Origin of the sequence: Pedobacter gandavensis, assembly GCF_014172405.1 — a bacterium.
In the GTDB taxonomy this organism is placed as follows: Bacteria; Bacteroidota; Bacteroidia; order Sphingobacteriales; family Sphingobacteriaceae; genus Pedobacter; species Pedobacter gandavensis.
In genome coordinates this window covers 908,626-934,016 of the sequence record NZ_WNXC01000001.1, presented here as the reverse complement: position 1 = coordinate 934,016, position 25,391 = coordinate 908,626, and the positions used below count along the sequence as shown (strand labels likewise).

19 protein-coding genes and 1 riboswitch are annotated in these 25,391 nt (G+C 40.7%); of the genes, 7 read left to right on the top strand and 12 right to left on the bottom strand.

The genetic code is table 11. The annotated features are described in order from the left end of the window. Nucleotides 1-9: 9 nt before the first annotated feature. The 7 genes from GM920_RS03645 to GM920_RS03615 form a co-directional block, all read right to left on the bottom strand. Nucleotides 10-1,140 carry an efflux RND transporter periplasmic adaptor subunit gene (locus GM920_RS03645; RefSeq protein ID WP_235964419.1) on the bottom strand — a complete coding sequence of 377 codons (1,131 nt, stop codon included), beginning with the start codon at nt 1,138-1,140 and terminating at the stop codon, nt 10-12. A 244-nt stretch (nt 1,141-1,384) separates the two neighbouring features. Continuing rightward, the gene (locus tag GM920_RS03640) at nt 1,385-1,747 is read right to left on the bottom strand and encodes a hypothetical protein (protein ID WP_182953503.1); all 363 of its coding nucleotides are present in this window, start codon (nt 1,745-1,747) and stop codon (nt 1,385-1,387) included. 128 nt (nt 1,748-1,875) lie between these two features. After that, complete coding sequence (locus GM920_RS03635; RefSeq protein ID WP_182953501.1) at nt 1,876-4,281, bottom strand: outer membrane beta-barrel protein; 2,406 nt, start codon at nt 4,279-4,281, stop codon at nt 1,876-1,878. Between the two features lie 104 nt (nt 4,282-4,385). Further along, complete coding sequence (locus GM920_RS03630) at nt 4,386-6,323, bottom strand: DsbA family protein (protein ID WP_182953500.1); 1,938 nt, start codon at nt 6,321-6,323, stop codon at nt 4,386-4,388. Continuing rightward, entirely contained in the window at nt 6,320-7,489 is a 1,170-nt protein-coding gene (locus tag GM920_RS03625; protein WP_182953498.1) for a pyridoxal phosphate-dependent aminotransferase, read from the bottom strand. The genes GM920_RS03630 and GM920_RS03625 overlap by 4 nt, the downstream gene beginning before the upstream one ends. 58 nt (nt 7,490-7,547) lie before the next feature. Then, nucleotides 7,548-7,949 (bottom strand): response regulator, encoded by a 402-nt coding sequence (locus tag GM920_RS03620; RefSeq protein WP_182953496.1) that lies wholly within the window; start codon nt 7,947-7,949, stop codon nt 7,548-7,550. Next, a complete protein-coding gene (locus GM920_RS03615; protein WP_182953494.1) occupies nt 7,946-9,874 on the bottom strand; it encodes a PAS domain S-box protein in 1,929 nt (642 codons plus the stop codon). The genes GM920_RS03620 and GM920_RS03615 overlap by 4 nt, the downstream gene beginning before the upstream one ends. A gap of 373 nt (nt 9,875-10,247) precedes the next feature. On the opposite strand from GM920_RS03615, the gene GM920_RS03610 reads away from it, so the two are divergent. Further along, nucleotides 10,248-10,769 carry an STM3941 family protein gene (locus GM920_RS03610; protein WP_182953492.1) on the top strand — a complete coding sequence of 174 codons (522 nt, stop codon included), beginning with the start codon at nt 10,248-10,250 and terminating at the stop codon, nt 10,767-10,769. 92 nt (nt 10,770-10,861) lie between these two features. Here the strand turns inward: GM920_RS03610 and GM920_RS03605 are convergent, their stop codons facing one another. Continuing rightward, nucleotides 10,862-11,938, bottom strand: a complete 1,077-nt coding sequence (locus GM920_RS03605; protein WP_182953490.1) for an aminotransferase class V-fold PLP-dependent enzyme — start codon at nt 11,936-11,938, stop codon at nt 10,862-10,864. Between the two features lie 153 nt (nt 11,939-12,091). On the opposite strand from GM920_RS03605, the gene GM920_RS03600 reads away from it, so the two are divergent. Then, entirely contained in the window at nt 12,092-14,416 is a 2,325-nt protein-coding gene (locus GM920_RS03600) for a glycosyl hydrolase family 95 catalytic domain-containing protein (RefSeq protein ID WP_182953488.1), read from the top strand. A gap of 66 nt (nt 14,417-14,482) precedes the next feature. After that, on the top strand, nt 14,483-15,379 hold the full coding sequence (locus tag GM920_RS03595; protein WP_182953486.1) for an AraC family transcriptional regulator: 897 nt from the start codon (nt 14,483-14,485) through the stop codon (nt 15,377-15,379). Nucleotides 15,380-15,422: 43 nt separating this feature from the next. Here the strand turns inward: GM920_RS03595 and GM920_RS03590 are convergent, their stop codons facing one another. Beyond that, nucleotides 15,423-15,803 (bottom strand): iron chaperone, encoded by a 381-nt coding sequence (locus GM920_RS03590; protein ID WP_182953484.1) that lies wholly within the window; start codon nt 15,801-15,803, stop codon nt 15,423-15,425. Further along, entirely contained in the window at nt 15,778-16,104 is a 327-nt protein-coding gene (locus GM920_RS03585; protein WP_182953482.1) for a hypothetical protein, read from the bottom strand. The genes GM920_RS03590 and GM920_RS03585 overlap by 26 nt, the downstream gene beginning before the upstream one ends. Nucleotides 16,105-16,367: 263 nt before the next feature. Between GM920_RS03585 and GM920_RS03580 the strand changes: the two genes are divergently transcribed. Then, a complete protein-coding gene (locus tag GM920_RS03580) occupies nt 16,368-18,788 on the top strand; it encodes a family 20 glycosylhydrolase (protein ID WP_182953480.1) in 2,421 nt (806 codons plus the stop codon). A 42-nt stretch (nt 18,789-18,830) separates the two neighbouring features. On the opposite strand, the gene GM920_RS03575 is transcribed toward GM920_RS03580, so the two are convergent. Continuing rightward, nucleotides 18,831-19,670 carry an aspartyl protease family protein gene (locus GM920_RS03575; protein WP_235964418.1) on the bottom strand — a complete coding sequence of 280 codons (840 nt, stop codon included), beginning with the start codon at nt 19,668-19,670 and terminating at the stop codon, nt 18,831-18,833. Between the two features lie 87 nt (nt 19,671-19,757). Continuing rightward, nucleotides 19,758-19,947, top strand: a riboswitch (cobalamin riboswitch). Nucleotides 19,948-20,036: 89 nt separating this feature from the next. Here GM920_RS03575 and GM920_RS03570 point away from each other — a divergent pair. From GM920_RS03570 to GM920_RS03560, 3 genes are all read left to right on the top strand, one after another. Further along, nucleotides 20,037-21,344 (top strand): DUF5074 domain-containing protein, encoded by a 1,308-nt coding sequence (locus GM920_RS03570; RefSeq protein ID WP_182953476.1) that lies wholly within the window; start codon nt 20,037-20,039, stop codon nt 21,342-21,344. Nucleotides 21,345-21,480: 136 nt separating this feature from the next. Continuing rightward, a complete protein-coding gene (locus tag GM920_RS03565; protein WP_182953474.1) occupies nt 21,481-23,820 on the top strand; it encodes a copper-transporting P-type ATPase in 2,340 nt (779 codons plus the stop codon). Nucleotides 23,821-23,879: 59 nt separating this feature from the next. Then, complete coding sequence (locus GM920_RS03560) at nt 23,880-24,440, top strand: GNAT family N-acetyltransferase (protein WP_182953472.1); 561 nt, start codon at nt 23,880-23,882, stop codon at nt 24,438-24,440. A gap of 42 nt (nt 24,441-24,482) precedes the next feature. Here the strand turns inward: GM920_RS03560 and GM920_RS03555 are convergent, their stop codons facing one another. After that, nucleotides 24,483-25,364 (bottom strand): DUF6266 family protein, encoded by an 882-nt coding sequence (locus GM920_RS03555; protein ID WP_182953470.1) that lies wholly within the window; start codon nt 25,362-25,364, stop codon nt 24,483-24,485. Between the last annotated feature and the right edge of the window lie 27 nt (nt 25,365-25,391).

The following is a 25,391-nucleotide window of genomic DNA, read 5'->3' as shown; positions in this document are numbered from 1 at the left end:
GCGCTGGATTTAGTTTTTGGCAATCGGGTTAGTTTTGGCTTCCATTGGTTTCACCGTTAAACCGTCGCGCAGACTTTGTGTGCCTTCAAAAACGATCTTATCAGATTTCTTTAGTCCGGAGTTGACCATGTAATAGTGGCCAATACGTTGACCAGCTTCAAACGGAGTCATTTTGATGGTGTTGTTTTCATTGAGCACATACACATAGGTTCTGTCCTGGATTTCAAATACAGATTTCTGGTGTACGGCTAAAATCTCCCCGGTTTCTACAGGAACACTGATTTTACCCGATGCACCGTGCTTTAAAAGTCCTTCAGCATTAGGGAAGTTGGCTTTTAAGGATAAGGAGCCGGTCTGACTGGCGAATTCGCTTTCTGCAAATCTTGCTGTACCTTCAAATGGGTAGACTGTGCCATTGGCAAGGGTCAGTTTAACACGCTTTTTGAAGTTGTTTTTCGAATATGCGGTGTCGCTGGCAATGTTCAGGTATTCCTTTTCTGAGATTGAAAAGTAAACGTTTACGGCGCTTAAATCAGATACTGTGGTTAGGAGGGAGCCTTCTTCCAACAAACTTCCTGCTTTTAAAGGCATCCTGTCAATGCGGCCAGTGAATGGTGATTTGATCAATGTGTGGGAAAGTCTTGATTTCGCATAACGCAATACAGACCTGGCTTCTGCCACACGAGATTCTGCCGCTTTTAATTTGGCAGCGCCTAAATCAAGTTCAGTTTTAGAAACGATGTTACTTTGTACCAGTACTTTGGTTCTTTCCTGCTCTAAATCTACCGTTTTCGCGTCTGCGATGGCATTGTTCAATACGGCCTCGGCCTTGCTTAAGTCGGCTTTGTACTCTTCATCGTTGATTTTAAAGAGGATTTGTCCGGCTTTAACCGCTGAACCTTCTTCCACATAGATTTTCTCTAAGAACCCAGACAACCTGGACCTTACTTCTACGTTTTTTACAGCCTGTATGTCGGCAATGTATTCCTTGAAAATAATGGTGTCTAATACGCTGACTGTGGCGATAGGGACTGTTTTGGCCTGGTCTGTAGTGTTCTGCTCTTTGCTTTGAGAAGAGGTACAGCCGACAATGGTAACGGCAGCTAAAATTGGGAAATAAGCTAAATACTTAACTTTCATGGTCATAATGATTTTTAGGGACGCGTCAATGCCTCCCGTGATATGGAATGTTTAAAAAAGGAAATGCACTAAAATGGATGTTCTAAAGGGCTTAAGCGCTCAGAACAAATGCCCGGAAAGGCAATAAAGTATAACCAACCTGTTGGAATCAGACAAAAGCATAGATAGGCCCAGACATTACGTCGGACAACTCCATAGAAATCTGGTTTTCACCGTCAGAAATACTAAATGATAAAATGAATGCCTAGAATGGCTTCAACCTAAAAAGGTGGGTGTAATAACTGGGTAAGCAAGTGCTTTTCGTTTTGTAAAAGGGGTGGATGGGGTTAACTACTTTTCCAATCTGCTTAAAAATAAAGAAAGAAAATAGGATCAGAATAGCCGGTAGGATGTAAATCCCCGTTTGGAAAAGGCGGTAGTTTTCATTTGGGATTTCAATGCCATCTTCGTAATTGTGCATTGGAATGTCAAGAATGTCATCAAGTACAATTTCAAGTAAAGAGTCGCCGGCAAACGAATATTGCTTAACAGAAGCGTCTCCTGCTTCATAAGCAATAATGTTCAGGTAGGCGAACAGCGATAAAAAATGAAAAAACTTGATAAACATATGGAATCAAAGATAGAATTTTAGCTACCTGTATTCTTTAGAGAAAATTGTCTTTACAATTTTATGATAAAGCCCATTCCAGCTGATCGAACCGGAATGGGCTTGTTCAATGGAGATGGGCTTGGAGATTAAATTCTTCTTTTCGCTTCTTCAGCACCTGTATCCCGGTCTCTCTTATCTTTAACCGTCATTTTACCAAAGTTGAAACTTAAGGAAAGGGCCACACTTTGCGTGTCATAATAATTTTCATCCACAATCCTTAACTCATTCACAACCACCTTGTATCGGTCTTTGTTACTCTTAAAGAAGTCCTGGCCGGATAAGGTGATGTTCCAGGCGCCAATCGCTTTTCTTAACCTCAGCTCTGTTTCCAATCGGTTGCCGATTTCTGTATTTACAATGGTGGCAGGGAAAGTGTTATTGGCTATTACGGTGCAGGAAAGGCCATCTTTCTTGGAAATGTTGAAGGTTTGATTGGTCGAAATACTCAGCAAAAAGGTTTTGTTGTCGATCAAGATGTTGTTCGCATAATTGCCTTTAGACAGGATATAACCGGTTAATCCGGTGCCGGAGAACCTCCACCAAGGTTGAATTTGCTGGTAGTAAGTGATGGTACCGGAATAACCATATTTGTTGCCATAGTTAACTTTCTTGTTGGCAATCACGTTTTCCGAAGGATTGCTGGGTAAGGCATAGATCTCATCCAGCGATTGGCTCGCAGCCAATTGGAAGGTGAATGTCCCTGATTTGCTCATTAGGGTATGGCTCAATTCTTCTCTATAATATTTAGAAGGCATTAGAAATGGATTTCCTTCAAAATAGGTTTGGTCAGTGGTATAGGTTCTGAACGGATTCACATCCCAGAAACCCGGTCTATTGATCCTGCTGGAAACGGCCAATACGTAGGATTTATCCTTGCTGCTGGTGAATTTCAAAAATGCAGTCGGGAATAGATTGGTGTAGTTTCTGTTGACTACCTGATTACCTTCCAGCCAGCCTTTGGCAATGGTGTTTTCTACACGTAGTCCCAATTGATAAGACCATTTCGCGTTCACTTTCGCATTCAAAATGCCATATGCCGAGTTTATAAGTTCATTGTATTGGAAGATATTGCTTCTATTCCCGTCATTTACCCATAGCTCATCGGTTACCCTGTTTTCAAAAAGGAGATCATTATTGATCTTAGAGAAGGCGGTTTTTAGTCCGAAATCTAAAGACAGGTTCTTACGAATAGGCCATTCAAAATCAGCTTTAACAGATTGATTGCTGATTTTCTGTGGCGCCGAACTTCTAAACCAATCCTTTACAAATAGGATTTGCTCGTTGTTCAGGTCTAAAGCTTCTGTTTTACTGATGGATTTGTTCTTTGAATCGTATTGCAGGGCATCTGCATCCACACTCAGGCTTAAACCTTTCTCATTCAATTTACCTTGGTAGTTCAGGTTCAGCGAATAGGTGTTTGAGCTGGTATTATCCCTGTTGTCCGTTAAACTTAGGGAGTCTGTGTTTTTATAAAAATCCCGACTTCTGGCCATCCTGCTTTCCTCATTGTGCATCCCGGAATAGTCAAAAAGAAGGCCTACCACATGATTGGCGTTGATTTGATGGTCGATACCCAGATTAGCACCTGGCGACAACACCTGGTAATCGTTTAATGAACGGATGCTTCTGTGCAGCAAATCATCCGGACTTTCCGCTGGAAAATAGATGTCTTTCTTAAACTCCGGCTTCCTGCTTCGGTTGTTCAGGTAAAGACTGGAGTAAACATTCCATTTTCCGGAACGGTTGTTTCCATAAATGCTTCCTGCCTGGGAGTTTACAGCGGTCTGCCTGGCACTCAAACTCGCATTACCAATAAAACCTTCTTCTTTGTTCTTTTTGGTGATGATATTTAAAATCCCAGCTCCGCCTTCGGCATCATATTTACTGGATGGGGTAGTCATGACTTCAATGGCCTCGAGATTCTCCGAAGGAATGCTGCTCAGGTAGTTCTTTAATGCATTTCCAGTTAATACTTTCCTTTTATTATTGAGGTAAACCACAGCACCGGTAGTCCCGCTAATTTGAATGGCACCATCTGCAGAAACATTAACCAAGGGTGTTTTTTCAATGACATCCCAAATGTTATTCCCGAAAACCAGGTCTGTTTCTCCTACATTAAAGCGAAGACGGTCAATTTGTCGCTGGAAGATGGGCTTCTTTGCAGTTACTGCTACTTCAGCTAAGGTATGAGCACCTTGATACTGCAAATGGAGCAGGGTATCTTTTTGGATATTGGCCAATAAGGCGGTATCCTTGTAAGCAATGTACTTAAACAGAAATTTATAATCTCCCTTTTTTACCGTCTTAAACTGATAGTTTCCTTTAGGATCGGTGATGGAGTTGGCGATAACTTTACCACCTTGTTGCAGGCTAACCACTACAAGGCTCAATGGTAATTTGTTTTCATCGGTTACGGTGCCGGTAACGGCAATCTGCGCAGAAGCTAGCTGGCATCCAAAAAGTAGAAACGCAGAGAGCGTAATTTTTTTCATAATCTAAGATGAAGACAATTACCGAATTTTCCAAAAAACACAAAAAAGCGGCTACCTGATTAGGGTAACCGCTGGATATTTATGGAATGAGATCTTTTAATGGTTTATATCAATTCGAAATAATTGCTTTTCCATAGGATTCCGTTTTTGCTTTCCATTTTTTTCAGGAAGCCCTGATCAAATAGATCTTCTAATTTAACTGCCGCTTCTTCCATGGATATATCACTCAAATAAGCAAATTCCTTATCTGCCATGGTAGGGAAGTGGCTAAACAGGTTCTTCGGATCGGTATCTATTTCTTCTTTTACCGCATTTGGTAAACGCTTCAGAATGATGTCTACAAAATGATCGTAAGTCTGATGTCCTTTAATGGTCACATGATCATTTGATGGGTCTGAAAAGATCAAGGTAGGAAAACTGGTGACGCCATGCGTTTTGCCGGTGTTCAGGTCTTCTTTAAACAGCTCTTTCGCACGTCCTTCATAATCTCTCAATAGCCTTGCCGAATCTAGTCCAACTTCCAAAGCCGCCTTTTCCAGAAACTCCCATTTGATGATGTTTTTCTTCTCTACAAAAACCATCTCATTGATGCGTCTTAAGAAAAGCGGAGCAAGGTCATTGTCTTGCATCTGTGCCGCTTTAAATGCAATGGATGGCGGATAAGAGGAGTTCATCGGATCCTCAATCCATAAATCACCATCAATAGGCATTTCATGAATCGCGCAAACTTCATCCCAATGTTTTGCCACCTCAGTGGGTCCGTTTACTTTTCCTTTCGGATACTCTCCCCAGGAAGGAAGCATGCCACCCATACAGTATTTAATGTTCAGGTAGCTGCCGTATTCCAGTTTAAGTTTCCTTAGCAAAGGTTGAATGGTCCAGCAAGTAGAGCAGATCGGATCAGTAAAGTACAACACCTCAATTTGCATACTGGCGTTTACTTCATCCAATTCTTCTTTGTTGGCGATCAATGGTACAGGAATGTCATCATCATTCTGATCTGTAGGGTTTAGAAAGATATGTTTTAAATCTCTACCCAACTGGATGTGTTTCCCTATTTGTGGTGCCCTTGCCGCGTAATAATTTTCAAAAGCAGTTTGAATATCGTCCTGTTGCATCAATTCATCTACCAATGTTCTGGCATCCACAATGGCATTGGTGGTTCCTGCACTGGTAAATGGTAGGGAAAGGTGTGCCGCATCGCCAATTAATACCACATTTTGATGGTGGAAAGTAGGTAACAGGTCAAAATCACGCGTATTCCAGATGTAACTGCTGGTAAAGTCGTTGGTCGACAATAATTCTCCGACTTCCGCCGGGAAATCTTTTAACAATTCTGCACAGAATTCTTTGATTCCTTCCGGGCTTTCATCTTTAACCTGATTTGCATTCGCATCAAACTGCACAAACCAAACGAATTCATTTTTAGCTGTAGGTATCATCCCAAAAGCCAAACCTTTGGTGTTGTCCTGGAACTTGGTAAAGTTCTCAGCATGGGTTTTTCCAAGTTTCTCATTATAGGATACACCTACAACCTCTTTTACAGCTACTGGACTGAAAGTAACGTCACCCATGATTTGCTGCCTTACTTTGGAGTTTCCGCCATCAGCCCCGACAAATATATCGCCGTATTCTACTTCTCCATTACGGAATGCAGCAGCAACAACTTTGTCATTTTCGTAAATGAAATGGGAAAATTCCCGTCCTTCGTGGACAAGTTCCTTGGGGATAGAATGTTTCAGAAATCGGATCAGATCGCCACGCTTGATGCATTTCCAGGAATCCAGGTGTAAATGCTTGATCTCCTTTCCTGATGGGCGTTTTAAAATGAAATCATCCACTGTTTTTCCAGGGATCGCAGTATGGTCATCCGGACTAAGTTCCTTCAGTTTACTGAGTCCATCGCTATGCATTAAAAATGCATGACCACGCTCTGGCATATTGACCAACCTTTCATTGATGGTAGTTTCTATATTTTGTTTTCGTAAAAATATACCAAGTGTGAGTCCGGCAATGCCGCCTCCAATGATGACAACTTTCATATTGATTTTATGGTGTTCTTGATGCGAGAGAGCGCATCTGTAAGTATTCCTTCTGAAGTGGCGAAACTGAGGCGAATGTAGCCCTCAGCACCTTCTCCAAACCATTGTTTTAAACCAGGTACTACCGCAACTTTAGCCTCATTGAAGAGTAAATCCCGGACCTCCTGACTGGTTTTATGTGTTCCGGTAATATTGACAAAAGCCACGTAACAGCCTTCCGGTGCAATGCAATGGAAGCCATCAACACTGTTGAGTTCTTTCACAATGATTTCCCGCATCTGATGCAGGTGTGTTTTAAATGCATCCAGGTAATATCCTGCTTCGTCTAATGCAGCTGTTGCAGCAATCTGTGACAAGACATTGGCGCCATGGATGGTTGAGCTGTGTAGAGAAGCTTCAAATAGCCGACTGTAATGCGTTGGATTCGAAGCCATCACCGTACCGATTCTTAAGCCAGCCAAACCGTAAGATTTGCTGAATCCGGTAATCGTAATCGTTCTATCACGAATCTCTTCATCCAGTGAAGCGATACTGGTGAACACATGTGGTGCATAAATGATGTCACTCCAGATTTCATCAGACAGGATAATCAAGTCATGCTTGCAAGCGATTTCTCCAAACTGAAGTAATTCTGCCTTACTGAAAACCTTTCCTGTTGGATTTAACGGATTACAGATGCAAATCATCTTGGTGTTCTTGTTGATCAAACTTTCCAGTCTTTCAAAATCCACAGGCTGATCTCCAGGAGGGATAGCAAAAGGAATGGCAGTAGCACCAACAGCCTCAATAGAATATCGAAATAGGAAGTCTACCGGATCAAAAATTATAGCCTCATCGGATGTCGTTAAAAATGCCTTACAAGTTAACCAGATGCCAAAAGCGGCACTGTCTACCGGAAAAAGAAGCGCAGGGTCTGCTGGAATATTTCGTTTTTCTTCAAAGAAACCCGCCATGCTGGTTTTGAATTGTGGTAAGCCTTCCGGCGGACCATAGCATAGGTAGCGGTCTTTTGTGAAACGGATAATTGCGTCGGAGATTTCCGGGGCACAAGGGAAATCTGGATCAGCAGCTGTTAATGGAATGACACCGTCTGGAACGGTTGCCCACCTTAAATTATAAGCCCTTTTTTTTAGAACATCAAGGTTTACTGTAGGAGAGGAGAACATGTTATGGTGATTAATTGAATGCTTAAGAGTGGTTCTTGCAATAAATTAGCATGGGAGCTTAAGATAAATCTCCCATGATCTGGATAAATCTTTCTTTGTTCAATGGTTTAATGATAAAATCAGAAACTACACTGAAATTTCTAGACCTTTCAAAGTCATGAGGGGAAATGGAAGAAGATACAATATATAGGATGATGCTTTTTCTGATGCTTGGTTCTACCTCCGTATACTCTTCTAAAAACTCCCAGCCATCCATGATGGGCATGCTGAGGTCCAGAAATATCACATCAGGCAATACTTCGGCATTGTTTTGGTTCGCTTTCAGGAAATTGAGCGCTTGTAGACCATCATGGAATTCATCAATTTGAGTGGAGATATTAGCCGACTTGATCATTCTTTTTGTTAAAAAGACATAAGTGCTGTCGTCATCAATGAGCGCTATTTTTTTTAATGAATTCATGCTTTTTGATTTATAAATTCAATAAAAAAAGTAGAACCAATATCGATTTTACTTTCTACCCATATTTTACCTTTCATGGCTTCTACTTGTGTTTTAGTCATATATAAACCAAATCCTTTTGAATTCGGGTGGTGGTGAAATACCTTTCCGATCTTGAAACAATTGTCTTTATGTTTATCCATATCGATGCCAAGACCATTGTCTGTAAAAGACAGCAGTACTTTTCCATCCACTTTCTCACTTTTAACCTGGATTAAAAGTTTTCTTTTTGGACTCTGGTATTTTAAGCAATTGCTGAAAAGGTTGTGAAAAATGCTGTATAGGTATTTTGCAGGAAAATAAACCGATGGCGCGTCTTCAAAATCTGTTTCTATAACGGCTTCGGATTTATTAACCTCCGACTGTAGTCCTTCGAAAGTTCTGCGAATACAGTCCGTCAATAGGATGTCTTCCGATTTTACCTCCAGGTCTTGTTTGATTTGGATAGATTCTACAAGTTCATTAAAAGTCGTATGTAGGTTTTCAATAACTGGTTTTAATTTAGAAATCAGTGTTTTCTGTTCTTCAGGATTGTTGGTTTCTTCAATAAATTCGACCAACATAGACATGTTCACCAATGGAGCCCGCAGGTTATGAGAGACGATGTTACAGAAGTCAATTAACTGTGTGTTCTGTGAAGACAACTGCTGTACCAATGCGGCCTGCTTTTCTTCCATAACTTTACGGTCGGTAATGTCGATGCCGAAACCAATCACCATGGATAACTCGCCATTTTCATCATGAACCGGATACATCCGACGTAAATGGGTGATGCTATTGCCCTGCGGATCTTTCAGACTGTCTTCCCAACGGATTTCCTTGCCGCTGTCTTTCACTTGTTGAAATTGTACTCTTCTTAAATCCGCTGTAGTGGTATCTCTATTGCGATAAGTCGCATACTGATAATCGTCCTTGCCAACAATAAAATCCCGGTATTCTTTAACACTAATTGCTCCTGGGTTTACAAACAGGTATTTATGATTGGCATCAAAAACCGCAATGTCCGTAGGTAGCTTGTTTAATATGTTTTCATAGAACTTCTGTTGTTTATCCAGCTTCTGAGAAATTTGATTCCGACTGGTGATGTCACTCACAAAACATATGTAAAGGTGCTTTCCCTGTATGGTTGCCGGAGAAATACTCAATGCAACATCAAAGGTCGTTTGGTCTTTTCTAACCGCAGAAATTTCTACAGTAGCATTGGGGTGGTTTTTTTCAGTATCATAATTGAAGTTCTCCAGAAGTTGAAGGTACTGTTGATGATACTGTTCCGGAAAGGCAACTTCATGGAAGTATCGTCCGGTAACCTCTGTTTTTTGCCAACCAAAGATGTTTTCAGCCTTAGGGTTCCATAGGGAAATGATGCCTTTATCGTCAACTACAATAACGGCGTCGATTGCATTGTGAAAAATAGTGTCTATTTCTTGAGCTGGTGTCGCATTTTCATCTGTTAGATTCTTAAGGTCTAGGTTCTCCAGTTTAGTCTTGATGATTTCAAATGCCTGCTGAGCCAAAAGTTCCAGTCCACCGATTTGCTTGCTACTCAGATTGCCTGGTTGATGATCCGTCACACATAGATAGGCCAAAGGATGGCTCTCCGCAGTCAGGATCGGGACACAGGCAAAAAAATGAATACCTGATTTTAGTAATTGATGGTTAGAAAAACGATCGTCAACACTGATATCCGGGATAACGACAGGTATGTTGGACGTAAATGGGACAACACTTTTTTCACCTTCAATAGCAATAAACGCTTTTGGCACTTCACACAAAAGTTCTGCTAATGATGTAATGAGACTAAAGTTAGTTTTATTTTCCTCATCAAACAGGCGCTGTAGATGAGTGAAGCTTACTTTTTCAATCCCCGGATAGGAGCCTAATCTCATATTTTGGTTTAAAATTAGAATGGCGTTAAGAGTAAAGGTTAAAGTTAGTATTCGAAATCTTTCGCAAGAATCCAACACTGTAATATTAAATAAAATTATTGATTTGACCCTAATCCGTATGATTTTTTTGAAGGCTATTTTTTTTTGCGTTCTGTGCTCTTAAATTAAGATCGTTTTCTTTGGAAAAATCTGTGGAATCGGGCGCTATGGCAATGGCCTGACTGTCTCCTTAAGGGTATTCGTAGAGGTTCCCAATGCCAATTCTTGATTCAGCCGGAACAACTCAAAATCTAAATGTCTCATGGTTCCAGAAGGATAGCTTATAAATAGCGCAATAGAATTGGATGGCTTGGTTTTTGAAACAAAACTTAATATGGAATTTTATAGAAATCAAAAGAAATCAAATCAACTGGTTTTAATTTATGTCGGAATGATCGTCATTTTCCTAGGTATGTTATTGTATAGTGCCGGAGTACTTTCAGATCGGTATTTGCCTAAAGCGGCGGTGATATCCGGGGTAGGCCTAATCGTTCTTACCTACTGTCTGATTAAATCATTAGCAGCAGCGAAAGATAAATCACCAATGATTGCGCTTAAACCAGATGGGATTGTTTCCAGGGTGACTCCGGTAAGTAAAGCTGCCGGACTGATCAGGTGGAGAGATATTGAGGAGTTGAGCTTAACAGAAATGGGAGCGGATGTATTGGTGACAATCCACCTGAGTAATGTAGACCATTACAAAGCAATCATCAGTAAAAAGTTATCAAAGATGGCGGTTAGTGGTGGCTTAGATGAAAACGGACATTATATGGTATACCTGACAGCCTCTCATATTGATTGCAATGCGGAAGAATTATTGGCTAAAATCAATGCATACGGTCCAAAAAACAAATAACACAAGCGTTTTTAACGCCCTAAACGCAAAAAACCGGATTTCTAAATCAAGAAATCCGGTTTTTGTTTATATCCAGGTGATCATGATGGCTGTTAATCCTGATCTAGTACTTGCAGCAGCTTTTGGAGATCGGCCTCCGTATTGAAAAAATGGAAGGATAGCCTTAATCCATCTCCTCTTGGAGTAACAATGATGTTGGCTGCCTGTAATTTCTTGAAAAGTTCAGCGCTGGTAGGTATGTTGAAAATTGTGGAGTGTGCTTCGCGTCCCACAACTGAAGGGGTCAGTAAGCCACGTTCTGTTAAAGCTTTTTTCGCCATTCCGCCAATCAATTGGAGTCTTTCGGCTATAAAATCATTACCCACAGACTCAAGAAGTAGTATAGACTGCTTGAGTGTACCAAAACTTAAGGTATCCAGATGTCCAGGTTCAAAGCAGAGCGACAAAAAGCTTCGGTCTTTCAAAAAGGATTCTGTAGGAAGTGGGTATGAAATTCTTTCTTGATATAGGTGTTGTGAAACCTGATCCTTTAAAAGCACAAAGCCATTGCCATAGCCGGAAAGCATCCATTTATAGCCGCTACTGATCAGCACATCTAAGCCTGAGGTTTCAAAGTTAAAAGCGCTGGTGCCACAGAATTGTGTGCCATCTCCAACAATCAGTAGATTTGGATAGCTTTCTTTTAGCCTTTTCAGGAAATTGAGGTCGATCTTAATCCCATTGGTATATTGAACCAGACTGAGGGCCAGTATAGTGGGTTTAAACTCAGCCATTTTCGCAAGTATGTTTTGTTCAAGCTGGGCGTCGGCAAGGGCGTAATCGCAGCTAAAGCCTCTGCTTTCTACCGGATAATTTACCGAAGGATAATCGCTGGCAACCAGCAGAAATTTATGATCGGCTGATAATCCATCAAGAAAGGTGTTGAAACCTATAGATAGATTCTGAACTAAAAAGGTGTTATCGACTTTACTATGGAAAAATCTGGCCACATGTTCCCTGACATCCTGTAAGAATTCCCTTTGTTGCAAGCGGAAATTACTTCCCCCATGGAAAAAATCTTCATCATGTAACTTTCTCCAGGCGAGTATGGAGGTAGACAATAGGCCTGAACTGGCCGTATTTAGATAGGTGCAATCCTCTAGTAAGGGAAACGCTGCAGTGAAACTCATAGCGTAAATATACAGATTACCCGAAAATCCAGGAGGCATCCATTGGATAATCCATTAAAATAATACTTTAATCTATTTATTGATGATGTTGATGCGGTTAGCTTTGCTTCTAACCACAAATGAAACCAACCAAAACTGAATATCAAACACACGATGTATAAAACCAAGATCTTTAAAGCCAGCTTTCTCTTTTTAAATATTTGCGTAGCTGTATCCAGCTATGCGCAACAAGTTAGACTGCCCGACCCAGCCTACAATTTAGTACTTAAAGCCCCTGTTAAAACATGGGATGAAGCACTGCCATTGGGCAATGGCTTAATGGGAGGCTTATTATGGGGCGAACAAAACACCATCAGGCTGTCTTTAGACAGGGGGGATTTATGGGATGAGCGTACGCATGGAGAGAAGGAATGGTGGAAAAAATACACCTATCAAAAGGGCGCAGATTTGATCGCTAAAAAGGAGTTTAATACCGTTAATAGTTGGTGGGATCAGGCATACAATGGCGTAAGCCCAACGAAACTCCCGGCTGGTCGAATAGAACTTAAGTTTCCAGATGGGGAAGTGGTTAGGGAATTTGAATTGATGGAAGCTACAGCAGAAGGAATCACGAGGTTTAACTCAGGCGCAACCATCAATACTTTTTACAGTGCTAAAAACCCGGTAGCCATGCTTTCCATCAAAGGAACTGCTGCGGATTCGGTAATGTTGTTTAGTCCGATGGATGTGTATCGTAAAAACGCCAAAGGAGATGGCGGCCCAAGTAGCGGTGGATCGGTTAGCAAACTCGGTTACCCGGAAGCAATCAAAGGAAAAACTGCCACTGCCGAATGGTACATCCAGGAAGCCGCAGAAGGACTTAAATATTGTGTATACCTGGAAACAAAGAAAAGTGCTAAGGAAACACTGATCGCATTCACAATTACCTCAACAGTTGATGGGAAAGATCCTTTGTCGCTGGCACGTGAACGAGTGGCTCAGGCATTAAATAAAGGATATGCTGGCATGCTTAAACCTCATGCAAAATGGTGGGCAGAATTCTGGAAGAAATCAAGTGTAAGTATTCCGGATACAGCAGTTCAAAAGCAATACAATCTAGTACAGTATTTTTATGGTGCAGCTTCTAGGCTAAAGGCTCCACCGATGCCATTGCAGGGAGTATGGACGGCAGATAATGGTGCTTTACCACCATGGAAGGGTGATTATCACAATGATTTGAATACACAGATGACCTATATGGCTTATCAACAATCAGGCAGATATGAGGAAGGGGAATCCTACCTGAATTTCCTTTGGGATCGCCGTGATTTTTTCAAAGATTTTGCCAGAGATTTTTATGGTACCGGTGGTTTAGCTTGCCCGGGTGTGATGTCTTATTCCGGACAACCTTTGGGCGGCTGGGGACAATATAGTATGTCGCCAACCATGAGTGCCTGGAGCGCGCATTTGTTTTACCTGCACTGGTTGTATACCGCAGATGATACTTTTTTGAGAGAAAAAGCTTACCCTTGGAGTTCAGGCGTTGGGGAGTGTATGTTAGGAATATTGAAAAAAGATCAAAATGGTCTTTTGAAATTGCCGCTTTCATCCTCTCCGGAGATTTTCGACAATAGTCCTAAGGCCTGGTTGGAGCCCAATAGTAATTATGACCTGATGAGCTTAAAAATGTTGTTCCTTTCCCTAAAGGAAATGGCGGCGCAAATGGGTAAAACTGCTGATGAAAAGAAATGGGCAGATGCTGCAGTGGCCCTTGGTGATTTCCATACGAAAGCAGATGGGACGCTACTTTTAGACGCGAAATATGAATTGACCAATAGCCATAGACACCTATCAAACATTATTGGGATCTATCCTTTTAACCTGATCAACAATGAATCCGGTAAAACCGATGAGAAAATGATTGAAGCTAGTTTGCAGAATTGGGATAAATTAGGCACCAATCAATGGGTAGGTTATACTTTCTCCTGGATGAGCTGTCTGCGGGCAAGAGTAGGAGATGGAGAAGCCGCAGTTAAAAACCTGGATATTTTCGTGAAAGCCTTTGTATTGCGCAATGGTTTCCATGTGAATGGCGATCAGACTAAAAGCGGTTATTCAGGCTTTACTTATAGGCCTTTTACTTTAGAAGGGAATTTCCTGGCCTCACAAGCAGTACATGAAATGTTGATGCAAAGTTGGAGTGCAAAACCTGGAGAACTTAACACCGGGTTGATTCGTATTTTTCCTGCAATGCCTAAAAAATGGGCAGATGCATCATTTACAAATCTTAGAGCTGAAGGGGGATCTTTGGTTTCTGGCGCCCGCAAAAACAATCAGACTGTCAGTTTTAGCATTACTGCCGGCAGAAAAGGAAAGTTGCGTATCAAAGATAACTTCGATGGCCGTGTGCCGAAATGGAATGTTAAAAAGGTCCTAAAAACAGGCGATGTATATGAAGTTAATTTGGAAAAAGGACAAAAGTTGAAAGCTGTTTTTTAGTAGATTATTCAAAGGTATTGTTAGTTTTACCCCATCAAGAAAAAATGGGGTAAAACTTAAACTGATATGAGGAAAATAAAGGTTAGAGATGGATTTGAAGGCCAGAAATTGATTAGTCTACCAGGAATGGTCTACAAAAATACCGCTGCTTCAAATTTGTTAAACCAGATTTTTATTACACATATCGGTTATTTTCCAAAAGCATCACATCATTTTAGAGAGCGGAGAAAGGGTTGTGAAGATAATATTCTCATCTATTGCCTACAAGGGAAGGGTTGGTATGAAATAGAAGGGAAGCTTTATGAGGTTAAACCCGGTCAGTTTTTTCATATACCGGCCACGACAAAGTTCATGAGGTATGGTGCCGATGAGGAATTGCCATGGACGATATCCTGGCTTCACTATTCCGGGGCAGATATGGCTGCTTTTAATGCCAAGCTCAATATTTCTATCAATGATGGTCCTAAAGATATTCCTTACAATGAAAAAGGACTGCAAATATGGGATGAAATGTATGCTTCGCTGGAAATGGGTTACAGTAGGGACAACCTGAACAATGCCAATATGTGTCTTTACCATTTTCTATCTACCTTTCTTTTTCCAACGCAACATTTTTCAGGTACTGATGATAAAGATATGATGCGGGAAACGATTGTCTTTATGAAGGATAGCCTGGAAGAAAGGTTTACTGTGGAGGATTTTGCAGCCCGTTACAAATTGTCTTCTTCTCATTTTTCAAGTTTATTTAAACAGTCGACAGGCACTTCTCCAATGGATTATTTTATTCAGATGAAGGTTCAAAAGTCATGTGCGATGTTGTATGGTTCCCATAGTAAGATTAAAGATATCGCGCAATACCTTGGTTACGATGACCCTTATTATTTTTCTCGTCTTTTTAAGAAACTAATGGGAATGTCGCCGGAGCACTATCGATTGGCCAATAAAATAAATGCACTCCCATAAAAATTCACCATGGGTTTTACAAAAAACTGGAATACTCCTGTTTTTATTTCTTTTTATCCTTTTTTAAATTTTCCTGCTTTCTAAAGGCCACGATTTCTCGGATTAGCGCTAAGGGTAAGGGTTGGTCAATTGGGAATTTAACAGATCCTTTAGCCATCTCGTAGGCCGATAATTCCTGCTTAAAGGATTCGATTCCTGCAGGTGTAGGGTAAAATCCAATGTGATTTTTATAAGCGGCAAAATGAACAAGATTGCCATTCAGCGTAAAAGTTGGAATGCCGTAGTTGATCGTTTCTGCTGCTTCCGGAGCCGCTTCTTTTATGGCTGTTCTAACTGATTCCAACAGCAATTGTACCTGAGCTGGAAAGGCAGAGATATACTCCGTTATGGTTGTTGGTTTAGCGGTATTTGAGGTGTCTTTCATTTGAAGGTAGTTTTAAGGACTTCTGAATTTGTTGGTTATCTCCTTTTGGGGGACGCATTGGGTTTACATTTAACATGCCAGCAATGATCAGTCCAGTGGAACTTAGCAATAGTAAAGCTAAGCTGATTTTTCCTTTCCAACTTTTTATCCGGGGCGGCAGGTTCATCAATAAACAAGCATAGCTGAAAGCCCAAATGGCAAACACAAGCAGTATAATCCATTCCATTTTCTCCAGGGAATACTCCTTAGTCCCCCATAAGGGAAGATCAAGGATAGATTTTGTAAATTGGACTAATAGCATACTTAAACAAATATATCCTTCTGAGTTACCGGATCTGCTGTGATATCATGACATATTTAGGGGGGATATGCGACATCCTCGTAGAAAATTCTTTTGACCCGCCGTCCTGATTCTTTCTCCATAGCAATTTGCGCAAACGTTTGTGTGATTTGAGTGCATTCATTTGTCTTCTTCTTGGTTGGTAATTTATTAAAATTGTGTTAATGGAACTGTGCTGAATTGATGATTTTGTGCCGTTTTCCATCTGAACCTAAAATATGAAGATGAAAAAATTATACGCAATGGTTTCCTGCGCCCTTTTGTGTGGTGGACAGGGATTTGCCCAGCAGCCCGATAGTGTGCTGTTTGGAGAAATCGGAAAACAGGTGGCCTTTTCAGGCACTTTAAAACCTGGAGATCTTTCAATCCCTAATTTAAAAGTCCCTAAGGGCTTTCGCGCGCTATTAAAAGGCACAGACCGGTTAACAGTCATCAATGCCGATGGAAAGGTTTTTAGTCCGCTGGAAAATGTCGATGTTTCTTTGTTTTATCAGCTACAACGTGAATCTGACCAAGTCACGATGGATATGCAGACGCTTAAGTTGAAGGTACCAGGTCAGTTTAATGACCAGGATAAAGCGATCAATCCTAAGCCTTTTGTAATCCCTGCCTTAAGAGAGTGGCATGGGGCAACCGGTACATTTCAATTGAAAAAGAAAAGTAAGCTTGTTTTGGCAGAGAAAAGCCCGGTCTTACAAGAGATCGCTAATTTGCTTCAAAAGGACCTTAAGGCCATGAATCTGTCCTTAGAAATCAGCTCAGGGAAACCTGCTGCAGGTGACATTTTACTTTCCCTGAATTCTTCAGACAAAGGATTGGCAGAGGAAGGATATGAATTGATCATCGGGGATTACCTGCAGATTAAAGCACTACACAAGAAAGGTGCAATTTGGGGAACAAGAACATTGCTGCAACTACTGGAGCAAGATCCTTTAAACCATCGCATCGTAAAAGGAGAGAGTCGCGATTATCCCAAATATGCGGTAAGAGGATTGGTATTGGATGTAGCCAGGAAGTTCTTTACCATAGATTTCCTGAGGGATTACGTGAAAATGATGTCTTATTATAAAATGAGTGAGTTTCACATCCATTTAAATGACAATGGTTTCCCTATCTATTTCAAGAACAATTGGGATGATGTACCTGCGGCTTTCCGTTTAGAGAATACGACTTATCCTACGCTGACGGCAAAAGATGGTCACTATACCAAGAAAGAGTTTATCGCACTTCAGGAAATGGCCAGCAGTTATGGTGTGGACATTATTCCAGAAATTGATGTGCCGGCACATTCTTTATCAATCACCAGAATTCTACCTGAAATAGGAAGCAAGAAATATGGACCAGACCATTTAGATCTGTATAACCCAAAAACCTATGAGATTGTAAGTAATATATTTAAAGAATACCTGGAAGGTCCGAATCCTGTTTTTCAAGGAAAAGTAGTTCATATTGGTACGGATGAGTATGCTAAAGCAGAAGCGGAGAAGTTTAGGTATTTCACCGATTACTTTATCAAATATGTACAAGGATTTGGAAAAGAAGCGCGCGTTTGGGGTGCTTTGACTCATGCAAAAGGAACTACGCCTGTCGTTTCTAAAGGAGTCACCATGAATGCCTGGTACAATGGCTATGGTGAACCCAGAGAAATGAAGAAATTAGGTTATAATCAAATCAGTACTCCAGATGGTTGGTTGTATATTGTTCCTGCAGCAGGATATTATTACGATTACCTGAATTTAAAGAATCTATACAGAAAATGGGAGCCGATTAATATTGGTAATGTAACTTTTCAGGCGGGTGACCCTTCTATTATAGGAGGAATGTTTGCGGTTTGGAATGATAAATCGCCGGCAAAGAACGGAATCACAGAAAAAGATGTTCATGATAGGGTATTTCCTGCCTTGCAGGTTTTATCTCAAAAGATGTGGGCAGGTACGGATAGCATTCCTTTTAAAGATTTCCTGGTTAAAGGAAAAGGTGTTAAAGAGGGGCCTGGTGTAAACGTAGCCGGTTATGTTTTAGGAAAGGATTCACTGGTGTTGAACTATACATTTGATCAATCAAGTTTGAAGGATCAATCTAGTTACCAACGCGCTGCTGCTGTTAAACACAATGTTCGTTTCGACAAAGGGAAGACTGGGAATGCATTAGTTTTATCCGCTGAAAATAGTCTTTTAGAGCTTCCGCTTAAGGAGATTGGTTACGGATATACGGTTTCATTCTGGTTAAAACCAGACCCGAAGTCTGTAGGAGAGCGGATTTTATTTAGTTCAGAAAATGGGGTGTTTAAATCTTCTACTAAATCTCAAAAAATAGGATTCTCCAGAGAAGGGATCGATTATGAGTTTAACTATCAGTTGCCGCTAAACGACTGGACGCAGGTAGTGATTACCGGTAATCATAAAGGAACTTCCTTGTACATCAATGGAAAACTTCAGGAAAAAATGATGGGTAAAGAGATTTTGTACCCGGATACGAAAGCTAACATGTTCAAGGTAGAAACTTTGGTGTTTCCGCTAAAAACGCTAGGAAGTAAAACCAATGGCTATTGTGGTGCAGTGGACGACCTGAAAGTGTTCAATAAGATCCTTTCCGATGAGGAAATTAATAAAGGATTTGTCAATAAAGGAGCGGTTTCAAAATAATAATAATCCTTCTTCAAGGATCTAAAAAAGAATTCGCCGGAATCATAAAGATTCTGGCGAATTCATCCATACTTGTTTTCTTTTAAAGTCAATTGTAAATACAAATTTTGCCATTGAATCCCAGTTCAAGACGCCCTCATAAATGATGTCTCTGAAAAAAGGAACAGCCCTGAAGTTGGATTTACCAAGCAGGATATTAACGGAAGATTTATTAATAGTGGAGTCCAGTTTGCTCTTTCTCAAGCCCCATTGCAATGCAGTTTCATTGGATAAGAGGAGCGGGCCACTATTTCCAGAATCAAAAAGGAACCAGTAACTGAAGTTGTTTTTTGGAATACCAATAAAGATATTGAGTTCCGTTCCTGTTAAACCATTCGCAAATCGACTTTCGATTGGTTGCTTCCCCTTTATCCTGTTTACCGCTGATTTTTCACTTTCTATGTACAAGGTATTCCTGGCAAGATCTAGGGTTAAAATTTGGTTTTCAAATGTCTTGAGCGAAATGAGGCCGTCAATTCTTGGGAATTCTTTCGGTAAAAGACTCATGATGTCTAAAACAGCCACTGATGGATGGAAAATCTCTGTATGACCAATTTTCATGGTTATTCCATTTGCTTTAACCGTCTTAATGATATCACCACTCATTCGAAAACCGGTTAAACTCCCATAAGTATTTTTGTTTAATACCCGGGCAATTTCTGGCGAAATGGTCGTTTCTCCTCCGCCAGTATCGAAGAGAAAACTATATTTTTTTCCCTGAATATAAACATCAATGGTTTTGAGATTTTCTTCATAAGCCTGGAGTGATAGGCTATCCTGGGAATAAACAGAGCCTATATTTAGGCAGAATAACAGTAAGAAGTACAGTTGCTTAGCGCGCATGTTAAATAGGTTTTTGTTAATACGAATCTTTTCGTAGTTAAACATACGAATAATTAACCTCAGCGACCAGATATTCACCTGGATTTATATCTTTGCAGCGCTTTTGGTTCCCGGATTCGCAATCGGGATTAAAAGGGAATCTGGTGTAAATCCAGAACTGTCCCGCAGCTGTAAGCTCCTTAACCGAGGTACATTCAAAAGGTCACTGTTTCGAAAAAATGGGAAGACCGTACTTAGGGGAGTAAGTCAGAAGACCTGCCTTTAGCATTTATGATTCATAGCTTTCGGGGATTGAAGCTGGAATGAGGATACATATCGCGTATAACCATTTTTAATAATTCCGTTTGCTGTGGTTTAAAGCAGAAGATGAAAATAAAACAAACTATAGTCGCAATGTTTTGCGTAGGGATGCTTGCTGTATCCTGCAAAAAAGAACAAACAGAAATCGCAAAACTAGCTTATCAGACTGCTAGCGATAGCTTGATTACTGTTAAGATGGACAAGGAGCTGACCCTGGCACCACTGATCACAGGGAAAAAAAACCGATATCAATGGCTGGAAAATGGTAAAGAAGTAGCCAATACCGCAACATATACCTTTAAAAAAGTAGATCCAGGTGCTTATAATATTGATTTTGTAGTAGAAAACGATAAAGGTAAAACGACCTTAAATTACCGTATAAAAGTACTCGGGCCTTATGGCGATGGAGTTCTATTGTTAAGTTACACAGATGAAAGCGGATTGGGAAATTCAGAATTATCACATCTGGATGAGGATGGAACAATTCAGTTGAACATCTTTTCGCGCGCTAACCCAGGTGCATTCTTATCACCGGAAGCAAATAACTTATACCAGTTTAATAACCAATATTACATTACGTCCTCTTCAGGGCCTAATTCCTTATCCGTTGTCGATGCACAAACCATGAAGTTAAACTACGTGGTCAAACAATCCAGTATAAGTAATGTGACTTATTTTGCGACAACGGATGGAAAGACCGGATATGTAAATGTGACGAATCGTAAAAAATCTGGTCTTTATCCCGTCGACCTGACGAACAAAACAATCAGCTCTACCATTCTAGAGGGGAGTAAAGACGTAACTTTGATTCCAATAAATACCGCCAATCAGGGTATTGTTACTGGAGCAGGAAAGCAACTGATCAAAGTAGAAAACGGTAAGGTGATCGTCCTGAATACTTATAAGGAAAACGTATCAGGAGTGGTTAAAAGTTCGGATAACAGCTACTGGTTAGGTGTTCAGGGGAGTGCCAGCAATAAGGCTAAATTTGTGAAATTGGATCAGCGTAATAAAGGAATAGATTCGGTTGAACTGGCCACGAATTTCAAGGTGCCTGCAAATGGGGTGCTTACCTCCAGCGGAAAAGATGAATATTTATATTGGCAAGAAACTTCTCGAGGAGTGATTTGCAGATTCAATACCCTGACTAAAAAAGCAGAGGAATTTGTTGACCATGCGAATGCAGGGATCCTATTTGCTACCTGCTGGAAAGTAAATCCTAAAAATGGGGAGCTCTATATTGCGGATAGTCCGGAGATATTCTCTGGAGGGGAACCTTTCAGTAATCTTTTCATATTTGATAAAAGCGGTAAGCTTAAAAAAGAAGTTAAAAAGGCCGGATATCAGATCACAGATATCGTGTTTCCACAGTGAATAATAAGAACAGATTTTTAACAGATAGGAAAGCCTCAGCTAATAACTGAGGCTTTTCTGCTAAAAAGACAGGGATAATTAAGGAAACTTTAAAAGAATTTAGGTGTTAAATATAAAATACTTATTTATCCCTGTTATGACCCATACTTATAAAATAACTGGAAAGCATCAACCATCTGCTCATGTTCATCATCAACCCAATCATCTGCAATCAAAACCAATAGCCCATCATCATGAGCCAGGTGGAGGCATTTATTATTGCCCCATGCATTGCGAGGGGGATAAAACTTATGATAAACCAGGCAACTGTCCGGTATGCGGTATGGACCTCTTGAAACAACCGGTATTACATAGGGCCACCCAATTCACTTGTCCGATGCACCCGGAAATTATAAAAGATCAACCAGGTGCTTGTCCTATCTGTGGGATGGATTTGGTTCCTTTGGGTGTCGATCTTGACGCGGAGAATCATACTTATGAAGACTTGTTGCGTAAGTTTAAGGTCGCTGCGGTTTTTACGATTCCAATTTTTATCATTGCGATGACTGAAATGGTTCCCAATAATCCATTATTCAAACTCATGGAGCTTAAATATTGGAACTGGGTTCAATTTGTTTTTTCTTTACCAGTAGTCTTTTATGCAACCTGGATGTTTTTTGAGCGTGCTTGGAAATCTATAATCACCTGGAACCTGAATATGTTTACCTTGATTGGCATTGGGGCAGGGGTAGCCTGGCTATTTAGTATTGTCTCCTTGTTATTTCCTGCTGCTTTCCCTGATCAGTTCAAAACCCATCATGGCACTGTGTACGTATATTTTGAAGCGGCAACAGTGATTCTAACCCTGGTTTTACTGGGACAGCTTTTAGAGGCCAGAGCGCATGGGAAAACCAATAGTGCCATCAAGGAACTCTTGAAATTAGCCCCAAATACGGCGACCAGGATTTCAGCTGACAAAGCGCAGACGGTTTCGATTGATGACATTCAAAAAGGAGATTTATTGAGGGTGAAACCTGGAGAGAAAATCCCCGTAGATAGCAGTATAAAAACTGGAGAAGTTACTATTGATGAGTCCATGATTACCGGCGAACCAGTACCAGTGGAAAAGAAACCGGGGGATAAAGTGAGTTCAGGTACGATCAATGGCAATAAAACATTTGTAATGGTAGCTGAAAAGCTGGGCTCAGAAACCCTTTTGTCTCAGATCATCGAGATGGTGAATACTGCAAGTCGCTCAAAAGCACCCATTCAAAAATTGGCGGATAAAATTTCTGGATATTTCGTGCCAGTAGTGGTATTGATTGCCTTACTTACTTTCTCTGTATGGGCGAAATATGGACCAGATCCGGCCTATGTTTACGCCTTTGTAAATGCCATTGCTGTACTCATTATCGCCTGTCCATGTGCACTTGGCCTGGCAACGCCAATGTCTGTAATGGTTGGGGTAGGAAAAGGTGCAAAATCGGGCATCCTGATCAAAAATGCGGAATCACTGGAGAAGATGAATAAAATTGATGTGGTGATCATTGATAAAACAGGGACGGTTACCGAAGGAAAGCCTTCCGTTGAAAAAATAGGGAGTGTAAATCAGGATTTCACTGAAAAGGATGTCCTGGAAAGAATTGTTGCTTTAAACAGCAGCAGTGAGCACCCTTTGGCAGAAGCAACCATTCGATATGGGGAAGAGAATCAGGTTAAGGTACATCCCGTTTCAGACTTTGAAGCAATAACGGGTAAAGGTGTGATTGGCAAATTAGAGGGAGCGAAACTCGCTTTAGGAAATCAAAAATTAATGGAGCATGTAGGAGCGGAAATCAGTGCTGACTTAGCTGAGCAGGTGAAGTCTGCACAGAAATTAGGTAAAACGGTTTCTTACTTGTCTGTCGGAAAGCTTGCCGTTGGATATGTTGTTATTTCTGATAAAATTAAAGCCTCCAGTGCAGGAGCAATTCGTAAACTTCAGGAAGAGGGCTTGCAGGTGATGATGTTTACCGGCGACAATGAAGATACGGCCAGGGCTGTTAGTGATAGTTTGAATCTGAATGGTTTCAAAGCTCAAATGCTACCGGAAGATAAATTAAATGAAATTAAAAAGCTACAGGCAGAAGGTAAAATGGTAGCCATGGCCGGTGACGGGATAAACGATGCTCCTGCATTGTCTCAGGCAGATATCGGCATTGCCATGGGTACAGGAACCGATGTTGCAATTGAAAGCGCTGCAATTACCTTGGTAAAAGGTGATCTGAATGGGATTGCAAAAGCTCGATTGCTGAGTCACAAGGTCATGGGTAATATCAAAGGAAACCTATTTTTTGCTTTAGGTTATAATGTATTGGGTATTCCGCTGGCCGCGGGTCTTTTATACCCGTTTTTTGGCATATTGCTTTCTCCAATGATCGCTGCGTTAGCGATGAGCTTTAGCTCAGTGTCTGTTATTTTGAATTCATTGAGATTAAGAGCGGCTAAAATAGATTAATGCAATTAAGTTTACTTAACTGTTATTGTCTATTTTGTGGAAATAAAAAATTAGTAGCCATGGAATTTATACTTAAAGCCGCTTCAACACCGCAAGAATTCGAGCAGATTCTCGACCTTCAAAGACAAAATTTATATACTTTGCTCAGTAAAGAAGATCAGGAAAAACAAGGATTCGTTTTTGCTGAGCATACCATGGAGCTTTTGCAAACATTGGCACTAGATTTACCTCAAATAGTTGCAGTACATGATGAAAAAGTGGTCGGTTATAATTTAGCCATGACTGCTTCGATGAAAGAGGTTTTGCCATCGATAACACCGATGTTTAATGCTTTTGAAACTTGTATTTTTAACAATAAACCTTTAACTGATTACCAGTATATAGTAGGAGGACAGGTGTGTGTAGATAAGGACTTTAGAGGACATGGTTTGTTAAGTAGGTTATATAGTGAAACGAAAAATCAGGTATCCATAGCTTATGAAGCCTGTGTTACTGAAATTTCAACTAGAAACATAAGATCCTTAAAAGTGCACCAACGACTGGGATTTGAGGTCATAGGAACCTATCATGATGGAGTAGAGCAATGGAACATCGTTGCCTGGGATTTTAAAAGAGTTTAACCAGGCTTATAATGTTTACGGCCAATATTAATAATGGGATCTTCATAAACTCTTTTGGTAGGGAGAATTACTGGTTGCGATCATGTAGTTAATCTGTTTTTTGGAAGAATTGTACCAAGAGGAGGAGGACTGGTGATTGATACTGGTATTAAATATTTGTGGATGATCTGTTGTATCCGGGATTTGCGCATTTACAGGCGATTTTTGTTGAGGTTCTTTATAGCCGGCTCCACCCTCTTTTTTAGGGAACTCTGTTTGCGCTACTCCTGGTAATTCCAGCTCATTTTTTTGCTCCAGGCTGCCTGCATAGACACTGTCCGAAATTTCGGATGCATCATCAGAAATAAAAGAGATATAGGCCTCTACACGTTCGTTGGCAAGGGATGGGTCAATCTCCAGCCTATGTTTTCCATCTATTCTATGGGATCCACTAAGGCAATGCGTTTGCTGGTTTTGATCAGGCCAATAGAGTAATAACATGGCCCGGTCGTTTCTGTTGCGCCATGGCAGATCAGCAGGGACATCCCAGCTAAATTCAATTGCTGTGCCCATAAGCTGGATTTGAGGTTTTTCTGCTTTTAACAGTGTCCCCATACTCAGCATCGCTTTAGGATAATCCATGAAGGCATTTGGATATTCACCGGTAACGGCATGTTTCTTATTATAAGAAACGGCTTCGTTATAGTAGTTCCTATCAGTGCCTAAGACTTTGAGCTTAAAACCTAGCTTAATAAAAGTATTGATGGGACGTAGAAATTCGTTAACGATGGTCATGCGATTACAATTGATCTTTCTGGCTGGACTGAGGGGCTTGGTGCTATGCCCAATTGTCCTGATGACGTTTTTTCCGTTCAGCTCATAACCTACTAAATTGCCTACCCGGCCATGAAACCCACCAAATAATCCGTTTTTTAAACTTCCCATAGTGTTGTTGTTTATTGGTAAGCAATG

Excerpts from the sequence above, each read along its gene's own strand:
- GM920_RS03645 (WP_235964419.1), bottom strand. The coding sequence starts at position 1,140 with ATGAAAGTTAAGTATTTAGCTTATTTCCCAATTTTAGCTGCCGTTACC.
- GM920_RS03570 (WP_182953476.1), top strand. The coding sequence starts at position 20,037 with ATGAAAATAAAACAAACTATAGTCGCAATGTTTTGCGTAGGGATGCTT.
- GM920_RS03635 (WP_182953501.1), bottom strand. The coding sequence starts at position 4,281 with ATGAAAAAAATTACGCTCTCTGCGTTTCTACTTTTTGGATGCCAGCTA.
- GM920_RS03590 (WP_182953484.1), bottom strand. The coding sequence starts at position 15,803 with ATGAAAGACACCTCAAATACCGCTAAACCAACAACCATAACGGAGTAT.
- GM920_RS03585 (WP_182953482.1), bottom strand. The coding sequence starts at position 16,104 with ATGCTATTAGTCCAATTTACAAAATCTATCCTTGATCTTCCCTTATGG.
- GM920_RS03565 (WP_182953474.1), top strand. The coding sequence starts at position 21,481 with ATGACCCATACTTATAAAATAACTGGAAAGCATCAACCATCTGCTCAT.
- GM920_RS03560 (WP_182953472.1), top strand. The coding sequence starts at position 23,880 with ATGGAATTTATACTTAAAGCCGCTTCAACACCGCAAGAATTCGAGCAG.
- GM920_RS03555 (WP_182953470.1), bottom strand. The coding sequence starts at position 25,364 with ATGGGAAGTTTAAAAAACGGATTATTTGGTGGGTTTCATGGCCGGGTA.
- GM920_RS03600 (WP_182953488.1), top strand. The coding sequence starts at position 12,092 with ATGTATAAAACCAAGATCTTTAAAGCCAGCTTTCTCTTTTTAAATATT.
- GM920_RS03620 (WP_182953496.1), bottom strand. The coding sequence starts at position 7,949 with ATGAATTCATTAAAAAAAATAGCGCTCATTGATGACGACAGCACTTAT.
- GM920_RS03580 (WP_182953480.1), top strand. The coding sequence starts at position 16,368 with ATGAAAAAATTATACGCAATGGTTTCCTGCGCCCTTTTGTGTGGTGGA.
- GM920_RS03575 (WP_235964418.1), bottom strand. The coding sequence starts at position 19,670 with ATGCGCGCTAAGCAACTGTACTTCTTACTGTTATTCTGCCTAAATATA.
- GM920_RS03595 (WP_182953486.1), top strand. The coding sequence starts at position 14,483 with ATGAGGAAAATAAAGGTTAGAGATGGATTTGAAGGCCAGAAATTGATT.
- GM920_RS03640 (WP_182953503.1), bottom strand. The coding sequence starts at position 1,747 with ATGTTTATCAAGTTTTTTCATTTTTTATCGCTGTTCGCCTACCTGAAC.
- GM920_RS03605 (WP_182953490.1), bottom strand. The coding sequence starts at position 11,938 with ATGAGTTTCACTGCAGCGTTTCCCTTACTAGAGGATTGCACCTATCTA.
- GM920_RS03615 (WP_182953494.1), bottom strand. The coding sequence starts at position 9,874 with ATGAGATTAGGCTCCTATCCGGGGATTGAAAAAGTAAGCTTCACTCAT.
- GM920_RS03630 (WP_182953500.1), bottom strand. The coding sequence starts at position 6,323 with ATGAAAGTTGTCATCATTGGAGGCGGCATTGCCGGACTCACACTTGGT.
- GM920_RS03610 (WP_182953492.1), top strand. The coding sequence starts at position 10,248 with ATGGAATTTTATAGAAATCAAAAGAAATCAAATCAACTGGTTTTAATT.
- GM920_RS03625 (WP_182953498.1), bottom strand. The coding sequence starts at position 7,489 with ATGTTCTCCTCTCCTACAGTAAACCTTGATGTTCTAAAAAAAAGGGCT.